Below are 16,085 nucleotides of genomic sequence, written 5' to 3'. Positions count from 1 at the left end.
ACGAAATCAGGGAGTCGTTTGCGAAATGGGCCGGCATTTTAACAGGCTCAGCGAATTGTGCTGCTCTCTCCGACTTGTGACGCAGCACGCTATCTATATTTGCCGGTTTTGATACTTTCACGCAGGATGCGCGATGAATGTGCGTCTATTGTTCGTTATTCAAGATACGAAGCCGCGTTTGTTAACCGGTGTCATTTGGTCATTGGTTACCGGCGCTGCATAATGCCCGCCGCCTACATCTTTGCAGAGTCTAGGGAGCTAGCTTGTCTACGCCTGTCGAACCCTTGCGTTTGCTGCTACTGGCCGAAGAGCCAGCGTGGGCAGCGTTGTTGCGCGAGTGTCTGGCTCCGATGGGGAGCTCGACCGTGTTGATCAGTGCGCCGAGCTGGGAGTCGGTCAGCAGTCTGTTCGATGACAACCGCAGCGCGGTGTTGTTGACGATTCCAGCGCTTCAGCCTCTACCTGGCCGTTGCAACTTGCCGACGGTGTTGCTGCTCGAACATGAGCCGCTGTCGCCGCCCGATGGGGTGAGTGACTGGCTGGTGCGCGATCTGCTCGATCCGGGCATGTTGCGCCGTTGCCTGCGCCATGTGCGTGAGCGCGGCCTGCTGGAAAACACACTGCAGCGCTTGGCCGAGCAAGACCCGCTGACCGGCATCGCCAATCGCCAGGGTTTCCAGACCTTGCTGGCGGCACGCCTGGCGGAAAACGACGGTCGCGGGTTGGCCCTCGGTCACCTCGACCTCGACAACTTCCGCCACGCCAACGATGCCCTCGGCCACCAGGCCGGTGACCGGTTGATCCTGCAAGTGGTCGCGCGGCTGAAAAGCCAGCTTGAGGCCGGCGATCAGCTGGCGCGACTGGGCAGTGATGAGTTCGCCCTGCTGATCGACACCCGCCGCGCGCCTCAGCGCGCCGAATGGATGGCCGAGCGCATTACCGAAGCGCTGGCCGAGCCTTACTGGGTCGACGGCGAAAGCCTGTTGATCGGTTCCAGCCTCGGTATTGCCCACGCACGGGCCCAGGCCGGCGCCGACCCGCTGATGTGGCACGCGCACATCGCCATGCAACAAGCCAAAAGTACGCAGGGTTGTACCTTTCACATCTTCAACGAACGCATCAACCGCAATGCCCGCAGCATGGCCGACCTCGAAAGCGAGCTGCGCCGGGCGTTGCGTCGGGATGAATTGGAACTGCATTACCAGCCACGTCTGAACCTTGAAGACGGGCAAATCGTCGGCCTCGAAGCCTTGGTGCGCTGGCGTCATGGCGAGCGCGGCTTGCTGCCACCCAGCGAATTCGTGCCGCTGGCCGAGCAAAGCGGCTTAATCGTGCCGCTGGGTTACTGGGTGATTTCCCGCGCCTTGCGCGACATGCAGGCGTTGCGCGAACGGGGTTTGCCGGCGTTGCACATGGCGATCAACCTGTCGTTCCGGCAGTTTCAGGACAGCCAATTGTTGTCGACCCTGAGCCGGCTGATTGCCGAGCGCGGCGTCGAGGCGCAATGGCTGGAATTCGAACTGACTGAAACCGCGGTGATGCGCCGCAGCGATCTGGTCAAACAGACCATGGATGCGTTGGGGCGTCTGGGTGTGCGCTTCTCCCTGGACGACTTCGGCACCGGTTTCTCTTCGTTTGTGCACCTCAACAGCCTGCCGATTACCTTATTGAAGATCGACAAGAGCTTTGTCGGCGGCATGGAACAGCGCGAAGAGAATCGCAAACTGGTCCACGCGATGATCAATCTGGCGCACAACCTCAATCTTGAAGTGGTCGCCGAAGGCGTAGAAACGCCGGAACAACTGGAGCTTTTACGCGGGTTTGGCTGCGATCAGGTGCAGGGATATTTGATCAGCAAGCCGCTGCCGCTGGCGGAGCTGGTTGAGTATTTGACCTTTGGCAGCAGTCAGCAGCCTGCACTGGAAGTCGTGAGTTAACGCCGAACCAATGTGGGAGCGAGCCTGCTCGCGAAAGCGGTGTGTCAGCAAACATCAATGCTGACTGACAGACCGCATTCGCGAGCAGGCTCGCTCCCACAGGGGATCTTAGTCAGGTTGGGCGACCTGAAAACTCGCGCCTGACGACGGCTCGCGACGAATCATCTTTTTCATCTTCCACTCAAACGCCAGCGTCAGACTCACCGCCGCGCACGCCAGCCCCAGCGCCAATCCCCACCAGACGCCTGTCGGCCCCCAATTCAAATGGAAGGCCATCCACCAGGCGGCTGGCGCGCCAATCAGCCAATAGCACCCCAAACCCACCAGGAACGTGGTCTTGGCATCCTTGAGCCCACGAATGCAACCCATGGCGATGGTTTGCGTGCCGTCGAACAGCTCGAACCACGCGGCGACTGCCAACAGGCTCACGGCCAGGTTGATAACGTCGCGAAACGCCGGGTCATTGTGGTCCAGAAACAAACCGATCAACTGATTCGGCAGCAGCCAGAAGACCATGGCGAAAGCAAGCATCGCCGCCGCGCCAAAGGCGATGCCGACCCGTCCGGCCAGCCGTGCATTCAGCAGCTGCCCGGCACCGTAGTGCTGCCCGATGCGCATGGTGATCGCATAGGAAATCCCCGCCGGAACCATGAACGCCACCGAGACGATTTGCAGGGCGATCTGGTGTGCGCCCAGTTGCGTACTGCCCATGGTGCCCATGCACAGCGCGGCGAACGCAAACAGTCCGACTTCCACCGCGTAGGTGCCACCAATCGGCAGGCCCAGGCGCCACAGTTCCTTGAGGTACTGACGGTTGGGGCGCGACAGGCCCTGACGCAAGGGATATGCGTCGTAGGCCGAATGCCGGCGGATGTGCCAGGCCAGCGCCAGCGCCATGCAGTTGGCGACAATAGCGGTAACCAGCCCGATGCCCATCAACCCCAGTTTTGGCAGACCGAACATGCCGGTAATCAATGCGTAATTGAGCAGGAAGTTAGCCACGGTGCCGCCGAGGCTGATGACCATCACTGGCGTCGCCCGGCCAATGGCGCTGGTGAAGCCGCGCAGGGCCATGAAGCTCAGGTAGCCGGGCAGGGCGAACGGCAGGATCAGCAGGAACTGCCCGGCCGCGTGGACGTTGGTTTCGGTCTGGCCGAACATCAGCAACACTGGTTTGAGGTTCCACAGCAGCAGAGCGGCCACCAGCGCCATCAACCATGCCAGCCACAGTCCGGCCTGAGTCAGCCGTGCGGCACCGACGATGTCGCCGGCACCCTGACGAATAGCCACGAGGGTGCCGACCGCGGCAATCACGCCAATGCAGAAAATCGACACGAACGAGTAGGTTGCTGCGCCCAGGCCGCCACCGGCCAGCGCCTCTGGACTCAGGCGCGCCATCATCAAGGTGTCGGTGAGGACCATCAGCATGTGCGCCAACTGCGAGGCAATCAACGGCCCCGCCAGCCGCAGGATGGCCCAGAGTTCGGTACGTGCTGGATGCTGCATGGTCATCACGCTCGGCTATTTAAGAGAAACAGGAAAGCCCAAAGAAAACAGGAGAGAGCCGATTCTCGGCGCTCTTCGGGGTTTGCACAAAGGGATAAAAAGGATGGGTGGCATGATTAAAACTCATGCTGAAGAGTTTCTGCTAGGGTGACCAAATCCCGCTTTAGGAGCTTTGCCAATGTCTCGTCGTCTTCCTCCCTTGTATGCCCTGCGCGCATTCGAAGCGGCGGCGCGGCACAGCTCGTTTACCCGCGCAGCCGAAGAACTCTCGATCACCCAAAGCGCGGTCAGCCGGCACATTCGTACGCTCGAAGAGCATTTTGCCTGTCGGCTGTTTCACCGCAGCGGACGCAATCTGCAACTGACCGAGTCGGCGCGGTTGATCCTGCCCGGCATTCGCGAAGGCTTCACCGCCCTGGAGCGGGCCTGCAATACCTTGCGCGCCGAAGATGACATCCTGCGCATGAAAGCGCCGTCGACCCTGACCATGCGTTGGCTGCTGGCACGGCTCAGCCGCTTTCGGCACCTGCAACCGGGCAACGAGGTGCAATTGACCAGCGCCTGGATGGACGTCGATTCGGTGGACTTCAACCATGAACCGTTCGACTGCGCCGTTATCCTCAGCAACGGGCATTTTCCGCCAGACTGGGAGGCGAGTTTCCTGTTCCCGGAAGAGCTGATTCCAGTCGGCGCGCCGAATCTTTTGCAGGATCAACCGTGGGATGTCGCACGGCTGGCCAATGCCGAACTGTTGCACCCGACACCGGATCGTCGCGACTGGCGCAGCTGGCTGGAACGCATGGGGCTGGCGGACCAGGTGTCGCTCAAGGGCGGGCAGGTGTTCGACACGCTGGAACTGGGCATGATCGCCGCCGCCCGAGGCTATGGCGTATCCATGGGCGATCTGCTGATGGTGGCGGAAGATGTGGCTCAGGGACGTCTGAGTCTGCCGTGGCCGACGGCCGTCGCCAGCGGTGAGAAATATTACCTGGTCTGGCCGAAAACCCGCCCCGGAGGTGAACGTTTGCGCAGGCTCAGCGACTTCCTGCAAGGCGAAGCCCGAGCAATGGAATTGCCTGATGTTCAACACTTGGGCTGAATCGATAGAGCCGCCGCAATAGCGGCCTTGAGCCATATCCCGGTTAATTACTCAAGTATTCTGATTTTCCGCCGAAAATGCAGATGGGACCTTCGTACAAGTTCGATGCAATTCCCATCATTAGAAATTTTGCTGAGTGTGCGTCGTGATCAGGATGATCCGGTCGCTCGGCCAGGAGCTGTCATGTCTCAACCTCGTGCCCGGATCGCCTCACAGCTTGGTCTTGCGCTTGCCGTGATACTGGCGATTGTCATCAGCGGCAGTACCGTGTTCGCCCTGCGTTCGCTGGACACCGCCAACCTCGCCACCCGCGAAGAGCACCTGGCCAGTGAAGCCCGGTTGCTGGCCGATCAGTTGAGTACCTTTCACGGCACGTTGCGTGAAAGTACCCAGCGCCTGAGCGGTCTGTTCGAGAAGCGCTTCAGCGCCGGTTTGAGCGTGCACCCTGATGAGCCGGTCGCTGTAGCCGGTGTGCAGACCCCGGGCCTGCACCTGGGCAGCGAAGTGCTGAACAACAATTTCAAGGAAGTGGACGAGTTCAAGCAAATGACCGCCGGTGTTGCCACGTTGTTTGTGCGCAGCGGCGAAGACTTCATTCGGGTCAGCACCTCCCTGAGCAAACAGGATGGCAACCGGGCCATCGGCACCTTGCTGGATCATGCTCATCCGGCCTATGCGCGCTTGATGGCGGGGCAGAGCTATGTCGGTCGTGCATTGCTGTTCGAACGCTCCTACATGACTCAGTACACCCCCGTACGTGACAGCGGCGGTAAGGTGATTGCCGTGCTGTTCGTAGGATTCGACTACACCGACGCGCAGAACGCGCAGTTCGCCAACCTCAAGCGCTTCCGTATCGGCCAGACCGGTTCCTTGGCGCTGCTGGATGAGCAGAGCAAATGGCTGGTGCCGATAGCGGGTGTACAAGCGCTGGATCAGGCGACTCCGACCATCGTTGGCTTGGCGAAAACGCCGGGCAAGGGCGAGTTCTGGAGCGACAAGTCAGAAGATTTCTACAGCATTGCCGTACCGTTTGAAGGCGGCCCATGGTCGGTCGTGGCGAGCATGCCGAAAACCGAAATCCGTGCCGTGACCTGGAGTGTCGGTATTCAATTGGCGATTGGCAGTCTGCTGGCCATGTTGATCGCTGTGGGTTCGGCGGTCTGGTTGCTGCGCAGCAAACTGGCGCCTTTGGGTGATCTGGTGCGTCAGGCTGAAGCCTTGGGTGCCGGTGATTTGAGCGTGCGGCTGAACGTGTCGAGCAACGACGAGATCGGTCAGCTGGCTCGCGCTTTCAACCAGATGAGCCAGGCGCTGTCGACCATGGTCGAACACATCCGCAAGGCCTCGCAAGAGGTCAACAGCCGCGCCCAGGCTTTGTCCGGTTTGTCCGGCGGCGCCTATGAAGGGATGGAGCAGCAGTCGGGCGAAATCACCAGCATGGCCGGCGCCGTGGAAGAGTTCAGCGCCACTTCCCTGAACATTGCCGACAACATGGGCAACACCCAGCGTCTGGCCCAGGAAAACGCACAGCAAACCCAGATCGGTCGTACGTCGATGGACGAAGCGTCCTCGTCTCTGGAGCAAATCGCCGGCGCGCTGAACAGCACGGCGACGGTGATCAATACCTTGGGTCAGCGCTCCCAGGAAATTGGCGGCATTGTCGGTGTGATTACCTCGATCGCCGATCAAACCAACTTGCTGGCGCTGAACGCGGCCATCGAAGCCGCTCGTGCCGGCGAGCAGGGTCGTGGTTTTGCGGTCGTGGCCGATGAAGTTCGCAACCTGGCCTCACGCACTCGCCAAGCGACCGACGAAATTTCCGGCATGATCCAAAGCATTCAGCAGGAAACCGGTAACGCCATTAGCACCATGGAGCAGGGCAACCTGTTGATGCAGGAAGGCCTGTCACGCAACGCCAACGTCGCCAGTGCCCTGGCGCGGATCGATGAGCAAAGCCGTTCGGCCGGTCAGCAATTCGCGGCGATCACCACCGCGACTCAAGAGCAGAGCAGCACCGCCACCTTGCTGAGCAGCAACCTGCAAAGCATTGCTCTGGCGAACAGTGAGCAGCGCGAAGTGGTGTCCAACCTGGCGATCACTGCCAAAGAGCTGGAGAAGCTCGCGGCGGATTTGCGGCATGAGGTTGACCGGTTTCGTTGAGTAGCTGCTGATATCGCCTTCGCGAGCAGGCTCGCTCCCACATTGAATCCAGGGTGTTCACAAGTATTGTGTTCACCGCAGGACTAATGTGGGAGCGAGCCTGCTCGCGATTGGGGTCACCTCAGTGTTCAGACTACCTAGTCAGTCGCACTTGGCGTTGCTCGACACTTCCTTGCTCGCCAGTTTCAACTGCTTGCCCAGCTCAGCCGCATTGGTGCTGTTGTAAACCCGGCCACCGGTGTTTTCGGCGATACAGCGCGACGGTCCACCGGCACCGATCTTCACCACGTTGACCCGCAGGCGCGGTTGTTCTCTGGCGATTTGGCGGGACACGGCGCAGACGTCCTTCTGGCAACCGTCCTCACCGTCGACGAACATCACGATAACCGCATCGTTGTTGCGCCCGTCCACGGTGCTTGCAGCGTGAGCCAGGCTGTCGGCCAGCGGTGTGCCGTCGTCGGGAACCAGACCTCGAATCCCGTTGATCAACCGCTGGCGGTCGCCAAACTTGAACACGCCCTGGTCCGGTGTGCTGTTGCAGCCGGCGAACGTGATGAGGCGCGTGTCGATCTTCGGGTCCAGCCCGTTGATCATGCCGGCTAGCGAGTCCTTGGCTACGTCCATGCGGCTGGGTTTGGCGAAGATCCGCATGGTGCGGTTCGCATCCAGGTACTTGTTGAGCTCGTTGGCATAAAACCAGTCCTCGTCGGCTTTCACTGACTTGATGTTCAAATCCATCGAGCCTGAGGTATCGAGCACCACGACAAATTGAGGGATCACTGCGTTCGGCGCTTTTTTGCGGCAAGCAAAGTTGTCCAGCGTCGGTGGCGGTGGCGGGGCGACGACCACAGGTTTTGGTGGCGGGACTGGCTTGGGTTTCGGCACGGGTTCTGGTTCTGGAGCTGGAACCGGAAGCGGTTCTGGCTCCGGTTCCGGTTCCACGACAGGCTCGGGAACAGGTTCAACCGGTTTCTCAATCGGTGTAACCACCGGCGCCACTGGCTCGACCGGGACAACTTTTTCCCGGTGCAGAAACCACCAGTAAGCCCAGAGCGCCAAGAGCAGCAACAGCAGCGCAAGCAATGCCGCCGCGATCCACCAGCCACGGCGCGACGGCGGCACGACGGGCACCACTGGAACAACCGGCGGTACGATTGGTTTTGGCGGACGCTGGTTCCAGCGCACCACCAGCGGCTCACCATTGAGGCTGTAGAGTTTGTCCAGCTCAGGCGTGCCGAGCAGGCTACGCAAGTCATCCGCTACCGTGGGCTGACCGCGTTTTTGCAGTTCGTCCGCCAGCTGTCCGAGGGACGTCTGACGCACTTCATAGGTTTCCAGCAAACGTCGTTGCGCGTCCTCGTTGAGGGCGGCATAGGGCGTGGGTTGGCCACCCAGTTCGGTCCACCATTCCAGCACCTCGCCGCTGCCCATCCGCGGGATGGCGAAGAGGCTGGCGACGGTTGGCGGAAAGTGTTTCTGGATGAGGGCGACTTTGGCTTGCAGCGCACTCATCCCCTCTGGTGTGGCTTGCGCATCCCTGATGACCCGCTGCATGACGACGATTCCTGAAAAGGGTGCAGGCATCCATCGGGAGGCCTGCGGGGTGAAAAGTTACTCTTCGTAACCGAGGCTGAATTGCAGCTGATTAACTTTCTTCTGCAACGCCTTCAGTTGTTCCTGCTTGGCTGCCAGCGTCGCGGGTGAGGCCTTGGTCGCGGGCGTTGCCTGCGAGGCCTTGAGCTGCTGCTCGAGGTCGGCAATCTGCTTTTGCACCTGGCTTTCATTGCCACGCCGCGCCTTGAGCGAGGTCAGCAGTTGCCCCAACGACTGATTCAGCGCCGCCTGGGATTTCTGCTGGCTGGCCAGGTCGGTCTTGGTGCTGAGTTGCTGGGCCTGAATGTTCTCGTACACCTGAACGAACATTGCGTTTTGCTGGCGGGACTCGCTCAGGGCCAGCTCCTTCTGTTTGACCTGATCGCTGTAACCACCGGAGTAGTCGCAGTTCATCTTGGTCAGCATGCTGCTGTCGCGATTGGTCGCGTCGCATTCCCCGGGCTTGGTCGCGCAACCGCTCAAGGCCAGAACGGCGGTGAGGACCGCCAGCTGTCGTAGAGTCATGTGCTTAGCCCAGGGTGATCGCGGAGCGCTGGCTGTACAGACCGTCGACTTCCTTCTGCAAGGCGGCGACTTTCTCGTTCATCTTCAAAATGTTGATGTCCACTTGCTTGATCTCGGCGCTGGCGCCTTGTGCACGTTCGGCATCAGCCACTTTGGTGTACTCAGTGACCGTGGTACGCATGTTGCCAAGATCTTTGCGCAGGAGTGCGATGTTCTTGTCGATCTGGGCGATTTGCGCCTGGGCCTGGGTCTTGTTGATCTTCTTGCTGGCGATGTCCTGTTTGATCTTGGCAATTTCTGCCTGATCATCATTGATCACTCGTTGAGCAGTGGCGGTACGGGTGATGACTTCCTGCGTATGTTGCTCGACGTCGCTGTTCATCTTCGCCAAACGGGTGGTGGTGTCGGAGTATTCGCTGCGACGTTGATCCAGGTAGTAGTTCGCGCCCATGGCCACGCCACACGCGGTAATACCGGCGGCGATGGCGCAGACACCCTTGTTGCTGCTGTTGGACAGTGCGCAACCAAGGATACCGACACCGGCGCCGACAGCGCAGGCCTGGTAGCCGGACTTGCTGAAGAACTGTGCGTCATTGCCCTGAGTCAGGCGTGGGTCAGCACCCTCATTGCCACCGAGCATCGAGCTGCCAGTGTTGGCACAACCGGTCAGCAGCAGGCTGCCGGTGACAACGAAAGCGATCTGTAGCTTGAAGCGAGTCCAAAGGCTGTGCGACATGGTGAAACTCCTTGGTGACGGTGTTGGCTGTTGTTGTTGAGGTGAGTTATTGAGTGACGGTTTTGCAACTGGTCAGCCAGGCGTCAGTGTCGATCTTCTGCTTTTGCAGGAAGGTCTTCTGATTGGCCCAGTGGGTGCGCAAATAGGGTTTGAGTTCTTGAAGCTGTTTGTTGCGTGTGATGATTTCTTCCATCACCGGCACCTGTGCTTCAAGCAGCGGCTGGCCGTACAAAGTCGCCGATTCCACCAGGCTACTGGCGTAGTAACGGCTGAGTTTGTGCAGGCGATCCTTCTGCTCGTCGAGCTTGCCTTTGCGCATGTCGCAGCTGGCGTCTTTGTCCGCTGCTTCACAATTGAGCTTGTAGTTCTTTTGCAGGAAGTCCACGTACTGGCCGTCGTCGAGCATCTTGGTGCACAGGAACGCACCCAGATTGAGGCTGGCGCGAATCGCCTGGTCGCGGGTTTCTTCCTGCTGCTGGTTGCTGGCGCGCAGTTGATTTTCCAGAGCCTGAAGCTTTTCCTTGAGTGCTTTGTCTTCGACGCCCGAGGCCAGGGTGTTCAGGGATTGAACCGTGCCTTTGTCGGCCGATTCGGTTTCCTTGCTGCCGGTGCCGAGTTTCTTCCAGCTGCTTTCGATACTGGCGACACGCTCGCGGGAGGTCAGGGTCGGCGAGACCAGCACCAGACGCAGGCCAGTGGTTTTGTTTTTCACCTGGCCGTCGGCGTTGTAGTACGGCTCTTCCTTGCGCAAAGCGGTGCGCAGGTCGGCTTGAGCGGTCAGGTAGTTGCCGCCTCGGACCACGTAGCCGCCGGCCTGGCCGTGCTGGCGGTCGAGTTTGTTCAGGCGAAACGGCTCGAACATCATCTCGTCGACGTTACCGAGCATGTCGTGCAAGCCCAGTGGATTGGGCTTTTGCAGGCCGGACAATTGCAGTTTGCCGTTGGACGATTGCGCCCCGGCGAACCACTCGTAGGCATTGATACCTTCAGGCATCGGGTAGCGCGTGTCACGAAACTCTGCGGCACCGACTTCCAGGCCACCGCGCGCGGCAAACTCCCACTCGACTTCAGTCGGCAGGCGCAGGAAGCCCAGCGCGCCGTCTTCTTTCGGCAACTTGTCGGCGGCGTTTTTGCGCAGCCAAAGATTGTACTTGTCGGCCGCTTCGACGGCTTGCACCCAACTCACGGCCACTTGCGGCAGGCGCATTTTGGTGGTGGCGGTGGGGCAGGTTTCTTCGGCCAATGCCGCGTATTGGAGCTGACTTATCTCGTACTTGGCCATCAAGTAGTAGCGGGATTTATCGTTTTTCGCGCCGGTGAAACTGCCCGCGATGAAGGTTGGCCGGGTCTGTTCGACGTAGCCGTATTCCGCGCCGTCCTGACCGATGTTGATCGGGTAGTCGTCAAGCGGCCCGGCGACCGGAATGAATACCTTGCGAAACACCATCGAGCCTTCGCAAGGCATCGGCAGTACGACGTCACTGGCCTCGGGCATCGGGTTGTAATATTTCTCTTCCCAGCCCGCAGCCGAGGCGTCGAGCAGGTAGCCAAGGCTCAGGGGCAACAGCAAGCCGAAACGTTTATAGCTCACGCAGACTCTCCGCAGGTTGGATGTTGATGGCTCGCACGGCGCCGATCACGGCCACCAGTGCAGCCACCAGAAAGGTCAGGAACAGGGCGCCGAGGCCATGCCAAATAGTGATGTGGCAAACGAAGCTGCCGGTGGCCTGGCTGCTGCCGAGCAAATAGTCGAACAAATGGCTGCCGACGGCATAAAACCCCAGCCCGCCGAGGTAACCGGCCAGACTCAGCAACAGCGCTTGCAGGACCACGAAACCGGCGACCGCCGTGCGCTTGAAACCCAGCAGACGCAGGACCGCGAGGCTTTTACGTTTGCGGTCGATGTTGGCCAGAAACGCGCCGACCATCGACGCCACACAGCCGATCAGAGCCGCCAGAGCGATAACCCCGAAGATCAGCCCCAGCACATGATTGATGGCTTTGACATTGTCGATATCAGCCAGTCGGCTCGACGTTTCGATGTGTTGATCGTTCAGCCAGCGTTCCAGCGGCGCGACTTGATCGATGTCACGGGCATAGAGGCGGGCGCGGGCATACAGCGGTTGCAGATCGCCCAGAGGCTTGCCGGTTTCGATGCCGAATGCGCTGACCTGATAACCGTCGCGAAAGCGCTCCAGGCTCAGCAGCAGGGGCGGGGCGACAAACCCGGCGGCGCGGCCGAAACGGGCGCCGTCGAGCACTGCCAGCACCGTCAGTGTTATCTCGCCGCGCTCATTGATTCCTTCCAGACGGCGCAACACACGCAGCTGCACGCTGTCGCCGACCTTGGCCTGCAAGCGCTGCGCGGCGCGGGCGCTGAGGATCACTTGATGGCCGGTGGGGTTGAGTTGCGGCAGGTTCAGCTGCGGGTCGCCGGGTTCGGTGGCGATGATTTCCGCGCCTTCGACAAACCGTTGCATGCCGATCAGCAAGTCCGCCTGGGTGTTGAGCGAGCGGGTCTGGCCGAGGGCAAAACCGGTCTCGGGACGCTGGCGCACACGCTCGATCCAGGCGCTGTCATAGTTACCGTTGCTGAGCATCTTCACTTCAAGGTTGCGCGGGTCGCGCAACAATTCGTCTTGCAACTGGCTGACCACGCCGTGCTTGAGGCCGAACAGCAGCAACAAAGGCGCGATCACCGCCACCAGCGACGCGGCGATGCACAACGACACTTTACGGTCGTGCCAGAGGTCTTGCAGTGCCAGTGAGCCCAGCAGGCGCAGTCGGTCAGTCCATCGGTTCAAACGATGTCTCTCCCTGGCGGCTGATAGCCCCGAGTCGCGGCAAGTCGAAATCCTTCAGCAAGGCCCAGTCATGGGACACAACGAGCGCACTCAGGCCCATGCTCGACACCAGACTCAACAGCAACTCGAACAAACGCCGGGCGCTGTGGGGATCAAGCGCGGCGGTGGGCTCGTCGGCCAACAGCAGCAACGGTTCATGGGCAATCGCTCGAACGCAGGCAACGCGCTGACGTTCGCCGATCGACAACGCGTGTGGTTGTTTATCCAGCAACCCTTGCAGGCGCAGCACCTCAACTGCGTGGTCGATGTGCGCGCTCTTTACAGGCATACCAAGCAAGCGGCGCGGCAAGCTGATGTTGTCGCGCACGCTTAGAAACGGCAGTAACCCGCCACTCTGCAAAATGAACCCCAAGTGCCGCGAGCGCACAGCCGCCAAGGTTGACTGGTCGTCGCTGGCAAGCAGTTGGGCGATGTCCTGAACCTGCGCCGCATGCGTCCCGGACCGCGCCGGGCCCAGCCGAAAGCGCTCGAGTTCCACCGGCGCCAGCAACAGGCCGATGGCTTCGAGCAACGTGCTTTTGCCGCTGCCGCTCTCGCCGGTGATGGCGAAGATTTGCGCAGGCCCGACCTGCAAGTGCGGCAGACGCACGTGATGGGCCAGCGCTCCTTCGCCACGGCGCACCAGCAGGTTCTTGATATCGAGCATGGGCGTCTCGTTAAGGCATCATTTCCAGCGGCACGGGGTACACGTTGTCCCGCGCATCGCTGTCCTTTGCTAAAGCTACCCAACGGTCGACGTCAGCGTTGTAACGCTGGTAGTGCCGCAGTTTGGTATTGAGCGTGCGGATAAATTTCTCCTGCGCCAGGCCATCCCAGCTCTTCCAGGTTTCTTCGTCCAGGTTCAGTACTTCGCTCTGATACGGCAGGTCTTCGAGGTACTCGCCGAGCACGCCCATGTCCGCCAGTTTGGCGTTGCTATTCTGCTTGAGCTGATTGGGATCGGCGCCCATGGTCGCGGCCACCGAGCGCAGGCGATCAAACATTTCCGTCGGCGAAATCAGGCCTTCGTTGGCGGCGTCGAGGATCTGCTTCATCACGTCGCTCAAGTCGCTGAGCTGGGATTTGGTCAGGAGCACCCGCACGTCGGTGGTCGGGATGTTTTGCTTGATCAGGTCACGGTCGGTGATCCACGCCTTGAACACCGGTGGCGCCTTGCTGTTGGTCTTCTCACCCAAATAGGCGAGCTGCATGGCGTGGCCGATCAGCGCCGCGTCCTCGAGCATTTTCTTCTCGGCCGGGTCCTGCTTGGCGTTCACCGCGCTACCGATGGCGTCTTCGCCCATGTAGGCGGCCTTCACCTGTGAGGTGATCGCGGTGGCCAATGCGTCGACCTTGCGGCCGAATTCCTGAATGTCGCCCGCGTTGACCGGGTAGTACAGCGAGGTGTTGGTGCCTGGGTAGGTCGACAGATTCTGGTACTGCGCCTCGGCCTTGGCGTGGTCCTTGATCCCCGCCGGGGTCTTCAGGTGCAGCGTGTAAATCGCCACCCCCGGGTTGGCGGCTTCGAGGCGAACCTGGGAAGCGCTCAAACCGGTTTTCGACAGCTTGTCGTCACCTTCGATGGCGCCAGCGTCGGTGATCAGCACCACGTAGCGCGCGCCGAACTGGCTCCAGTCGACCTTGTCGATGCTCTCCATGACGCCGGCAAAGGCGTCTTCATCGAAACTGCTGCTCGACACCTTGGCCTGCTTGAGGTCGGCGACTTTGGCGAGGAAGTCGGAGCTGTCCTTCACCTGAGTCGGGTCGGCGTACATCTTGGTGGTGTATTCCAGTCCCGGCACCGCTTGGGTGTTGGAACGGAACGCCACCAGACCGAACTTGACCTGTTTGCCGAGGTTTTGCGATTCGATCTGCTGATAGACCTTGCGGATCGCTTCGCGAGTGCGGTCGATGTACGGATCCATCGAAATCGTCGAGTCGATAACAAACACCACAGCCGCGCTGAATGCCTTCAGTTGGCTGGCCGCTTTGTCATCGGCTTCCTTGCTGCCGGCCGCGCTGTTTGCAGCACCGCCCTTGGCGTTCTTGTCATCCGGCTTGCTGACCGACGCGACGTTGAGCAGGCGCGTGCGGAAACCGCCCTCGGTCATCACTTCTTCGCCGCTCAATACCGGCAGCAGGTAGAACTGCTTTTGCAGGTCGACGAAGTACTCAGGCTCTTCGGCCAGCACGCCTGGGGCCTGCTGGCCTTTCTTCAGCGTGGCTCGCAACGGGGCGACTTTGCTCACCGGGTCCGGCGCATCAAGGATGCCTTCGACGGTGGCGCGGTCCTTGAAAAACAGCAGCCGATCGCGGTTGGCCGGGTTAGTGAAGGCCAGCGTCAGTTGCATCTTCCAGTCGGTGGTGCAGCTCGCAGGCAACCAGCCGATGGTTTTGCCGTAACTGTCGGGGCCGACTTTCAGCCACTCGGCATTGGCCGCCTGGGCGCGTTCGTACACATAGAAACGGCTGAAGACCGGTTGCGCATCGCCTGCGGCACCGCCAGCCGTCGGGCTGATTTTGCAACCAGGCGTGGTCAGTACGCGCTGGAACAAGGTCTTTTTACCGGCCTGGATCAGCGGTTTGTCATCGGCGTGGGACAACGGACTGATGCACAACGCCAACAGCGTGGCGCCGCTCAGCAGGAAACGACTCACGGACGAACGCATCACTTCTGCAACTCCTCGAACCGCTGCTTGGCTTCGGCGTTGTTCGGGTCCTGAGTCAGGATGGTTTCATACCAGTAGGCGGCAGTAGCGTTGTCCGCGACCGGGAAGCACTCACTGGCCTTCAGGTATTTGGGGTCGTACTCGCGGGCATAGGCGTTGGCGATCAGCGCGTCGCCGGCCTGGGCACGGTTGGCGTACAGACGCTGGGCGACGCCGCAGTGTTTGCCGGCCTTGGCCTCGTTGATGATCTCCAGCAACTTGGCGCTGTCCGGCGCAGCCTTGATGCAGGTCTGGACGAAGGTCAGCTCGGGCAGGCTGTTCATGCTCTCGAGGGTGCAGGCTTGTGCGTCGGCACCGGCCGGTGCGGCGGCAGCAACCGCCGGGACAGGCGCCGGAGTGCGTTTGTAAAACCAGAATCCGGCCGCTGCGGCCACCAGCAACAGCACGACGAGCGCGAGGCCGATGAGGCCTTTGTTGCTTTTCTTCACCGGAGGCGGAGGAGGGATGTAAGCGGGTTCGTTGGGCACCGATTCCAGTTCGATTTCTGGCTCGGCGGTGGGCAGGACCAGTTCCGGCAGCTCTGGAAATTCTGGTTCTGGCGCACTTGGCGCTGTCAGGTCTGCGCCGCCATAAGTTGAGCGTGTCTGGCCGCCCGCCGTGGATGGCAGCAGTCCGACACCTGGCCGGACCACGCCTTTGTCGGCATGCCCCTGGCCCTGTTCGCGTAGCTCAATCATGAATTGCGAGTTGGCGCCGCCTTCGAGCAGCGGGTCGACCACTTCCGGGCCGACCTGGGCTTCAAGGGCTTCACCACTGGGCGCGACGTTGAAGCGCGAGACCTTGAACCAGAACGGGTTGTTGCTCCAGGCCTTCTGGTCCTGGAGGTAGAAACCGTCCTGGTTACGCTGAATGGAGAACTCCAGCTTTTCTTCGCCACCCTGCCATTTCTTCACAGTGAGGCACGCCTGGCCAGGCACGTTGGGTTCTAAGGCGAGCAGGTCGACACGAATTGGCATT

13 protein-coding genes are annotated in these 16,085 nt (G+C 60.7%); 4 read left to right on the top strand and 9 right to left on the bottom strand.

Annotation, left to right across the window (positions count from 1 at the left end):
* Positions 1-263: 263 nt before the first annotated feature.
* The gene (locus ACYZTW_RS32440) at positions 264-1,937 is read left to right on the top strand and encodes a putative bifunctional diguanylate cyclase/phosphodiesterase (protein WP_462003253.1); all 1,674 of its coding nucleotides are present in this window, start codon (positions 264-266) and stop codon (positions 1,935-1,937) included.
* A gap of 108 nt (positions 1,938-2,045) precedes the next feature.
* Here the strand turns inward: ACYZTW_RS32440 and ACYZTW_RS32435 are convergent, their stop codons facing one another.
* Complete coding sequence (locus tag ACYZTW_RS32435; protein WP_462003252.1) at positions 2,046-3,443, bottom strand: NorM family multidrug efflux MATE transporter; 1,398 nt, start codon at positions 3,441-3,443, stop codon at positions 2,046-2,048.
* Between ACYZTW_RS32435 and ACYZTW_RS32430 the strand changes: the two genes are divergently transcribed.
* The 3 genes from ACYZTW_RS32430 to ACYZTW_RS32420 all read left to right on the top strand — a co-directional run bounded on the left by ACYZTW_RS32430 (position 3,442) and on the right by ACYZTW_RS32420 (position 6,702).
* Positions 3,442-3,594 (top strand): hypothetical protein, encoded by a 153-nt coding sequence (locus ACYZTW_RS32430; protein ID WP_462003251.1) that lies wholly within the window; start codon positions 3,442-3,444, stop codon positions 3,592-3,594. The two genes, ACYZTW_RS32435 and ACYZTW_RS32430, sit on opposite strands and share 2 nt — an antisense overlap.
* A gap of 27 nt (positions 3,595-3,621) precedes the next feature.
* Positions 3,622-4,542 (top strand): LysR substrate-binding domain-containing protein, encoded by a 921-nt coding sequence (locus tag ACYZTW_RS32425; protein ID WP_046053830.1) that lies wholly within the window; start codon positions 3,622-3,624, stop codon positions 4,540-4,542.
* Between the two features lie 183 nt (positions 4,543-4,725).
* On the top strand, positions 4,726-6,702 hold the full coding sequence (locus ACYZTW_RS32420) for a methyl-accepting chemotaxis protein (RefSeq protein WP_462003250.1): 1,977 nt from the start codon (positions 4,726-4,728) through the stop codon (positions 6,700-6,702).
* Positions 6,703-6,843: 141 nt separating this feature from the next.
* Here the strand turns inward: ACYZTW_RS32420 and ACYZTW_RS32415 are convergent, their stop codons facing one another.
* The 8 genes from ACYZTW_RS32415 to ACYZTW_RS32380 are packed head-to-tail and all read right to left on the bottom strand — an operon-like array spanning position 6,844 to position 16,084.
* The gene (locus ACYZTW_RS32415) at positions 6,844-8,256 is read right to left on the bottom strand and encodes a vWA domain-containing protein (RefSeq protein WP_462003249.1); all 1,413 of its coding nucleotides are present in this window, start codon (positions 8,254-8,256) and stop codon (positions 6,844-6,846) included.
* Between the two features lie 57 nt (positions 8,257-8,313).
* Positions 8,314-8,820 carry a hypothetical protein gene (locus tag ACYZTW_RS32410; protein ID WP_462003248.1) on the bottom strand — a complete coding sequence of 169 codons (507 nt, stop codon included), beginning with the start codon at positions 8,818-8,820 and terminating at the stop codon, positions 8,314-8,316.
* Between the two features lie 4 nt (positions 8,821-8,824).
* Positions 8,825-9,556 carry a zinc ribbon domain-containing protein gene (locus ACYZTW_RS32405; RefSeq protein ID WP_462003247.1) on the bottom strand — a complete coding sequence of 244 codons (732 nt, stop codon included), beginning with the start codon at positions 9,554-9,556 and terminating at the stop codon, positions 8,825-8,827.
* Between the two features lie 46 nt (positions 9,557-9,602).
* A complete protein-coding gene (locus ACYZTW_RS32400) occupies positions 9,603-11,147 on the bottom strand; it encodes an SUMF1/EgtB/PvdO family nonheme iron enzyme (protein WP_462003246.1) in 1,545 nt (514 codons plus the stop codon).
* On the bottom strand, positions 11,137-12,360 hold the full coding sequence (locus tag ACYZTW_RS32395; protein WP_462003245.1) for an ABC transporter permease: 1,224 nt from the start codon (positions 12,358-12,360) through the stop codon (positions 11,137-11,139). Before ACYZTW_RS32395 ends, ACYZTW_RS32400 begins: the two co-directional genes overlap by 11 nt.
* On the bottom strand, positions 12,344-13,066 hold the full coding sequence (locus ACYZTW_RS32390; RefSeq protein ID WP_462003244.1) for an ABC transporter ATP-binding protein: 723 nt from the start codon (positions 13,064-13,066) through the stop codon (positions 12,344-12,346). Before ACYZTW_RS32390 ends, ACYZTW_RS32395 begins: the two co-directional genes overlap by 17 nt.
* Positions 13,067-13,076: 10 nt before the next feature.
* Positions 13,077-15,068: a vWA domain-containing protein gene (locus ACYZTW_RS32385; protein ID WP_462005875.1), complete on the bottom strand. Its 1,992-nt coding sequence runs from the start codon at positions 15,066-15,068 to the stop codon at positions 13,077-13,079.
* Positions 15,068-16,084: a hypothetical protein gene (locus ACYZTW_RS32380; RefSeq protein WP_462003243.1), complete on the bottom strand. Its 1,017-nt coding sequence runs from the start codon at positions 16,082-16,084 to the stop codon at positions 15,068-15,070. The genes ACYZTW_RS32385 and ACYZTW_RS32380 overlap by 1 nt, the downstream gene beginning before the upstream one ends.
* Between the last annotated feature and the right edge of the window lies 1 nt (position 16,085).

This window comes from Pseudomonas sp. LB3P25, from assembly GCF_054897985.1.
This window is presented reverse-complemented; position numbering and strand designations above follow the sequence as displayed.

Coding starts and splice junctions, on each gene's coding strand:
- ACYZTW_RS32385 (WP_462005875.1), bottom strand. CDS start 15,068: ATGCGTTCGTCCGTGAGTCGTTTCCTGCTGAGCGGCGCCACGCTGTTG.
- ACYZTW_RS32390 (WP_462003244.1), bottom strand. CDS start 13,066: ATGCTCGATATCAAGAACCTGCTGGTGCGCCGTGGCGAAGGAGCGCTG.
- ACYZTW_RS32415 (WP_462003249.1), bottom strand. CDS start 8,256: ATGCAGCGGGTCATCAGGGATGCGCAAGCCACACCAGAGGGGATGAGT.
- ACYZTW_RS32410 (WP_462003248.1), bottom strand. CDS start 8,820: ATGACTCTACGACAGCTGGCGGTCCTCACCGCCGTTCTGGCCTTGAGC.
- ACYZTW_RS32435 (WP_462003252.1), bottom strand. CDS start 3,443: ATGCAGCATCCAGCACGTACCGAACTCTGGGCCATCCTGCGGCTGGCG.
- ACYZTW_RS32380 (WP_462003243.1), bottom strand. CDS start 16,084: ATGCCAATTCGTGTCGACCTGCTCGCCTTAGAACCCAACGTGCCTGGC.
- ACYZTW_RS32420 (WP_462003250.1), top strand. CDS start 4,726: ATGTCTCAACCTCGTGCCCGGATCGCCTCACAGCTTGGTCTTGCGCTT.
- ACYZTW_RS32430 (WP_462003251.1), top strand. CDS start 3,442: ATGGTCATCACGCTCGGCTATTTAAGAGAAACAGGAAAGCCCAAAGAA.
- ACYZTW_RS32405 (WP_462003247.1), bottom strand. CDS start 9,556: ATGTCGCACAGCCTTTGGACTCGCTTCAAGCTACAGATCGCTTTCGTT.
- ACYZTW_RS32425 (WP_046053830.1), top strand. CDS start 3,622: ATGTCTCGTCGTCTTCCTCCCTTGTATGCCCTGCGCGCATTCGAAGCG.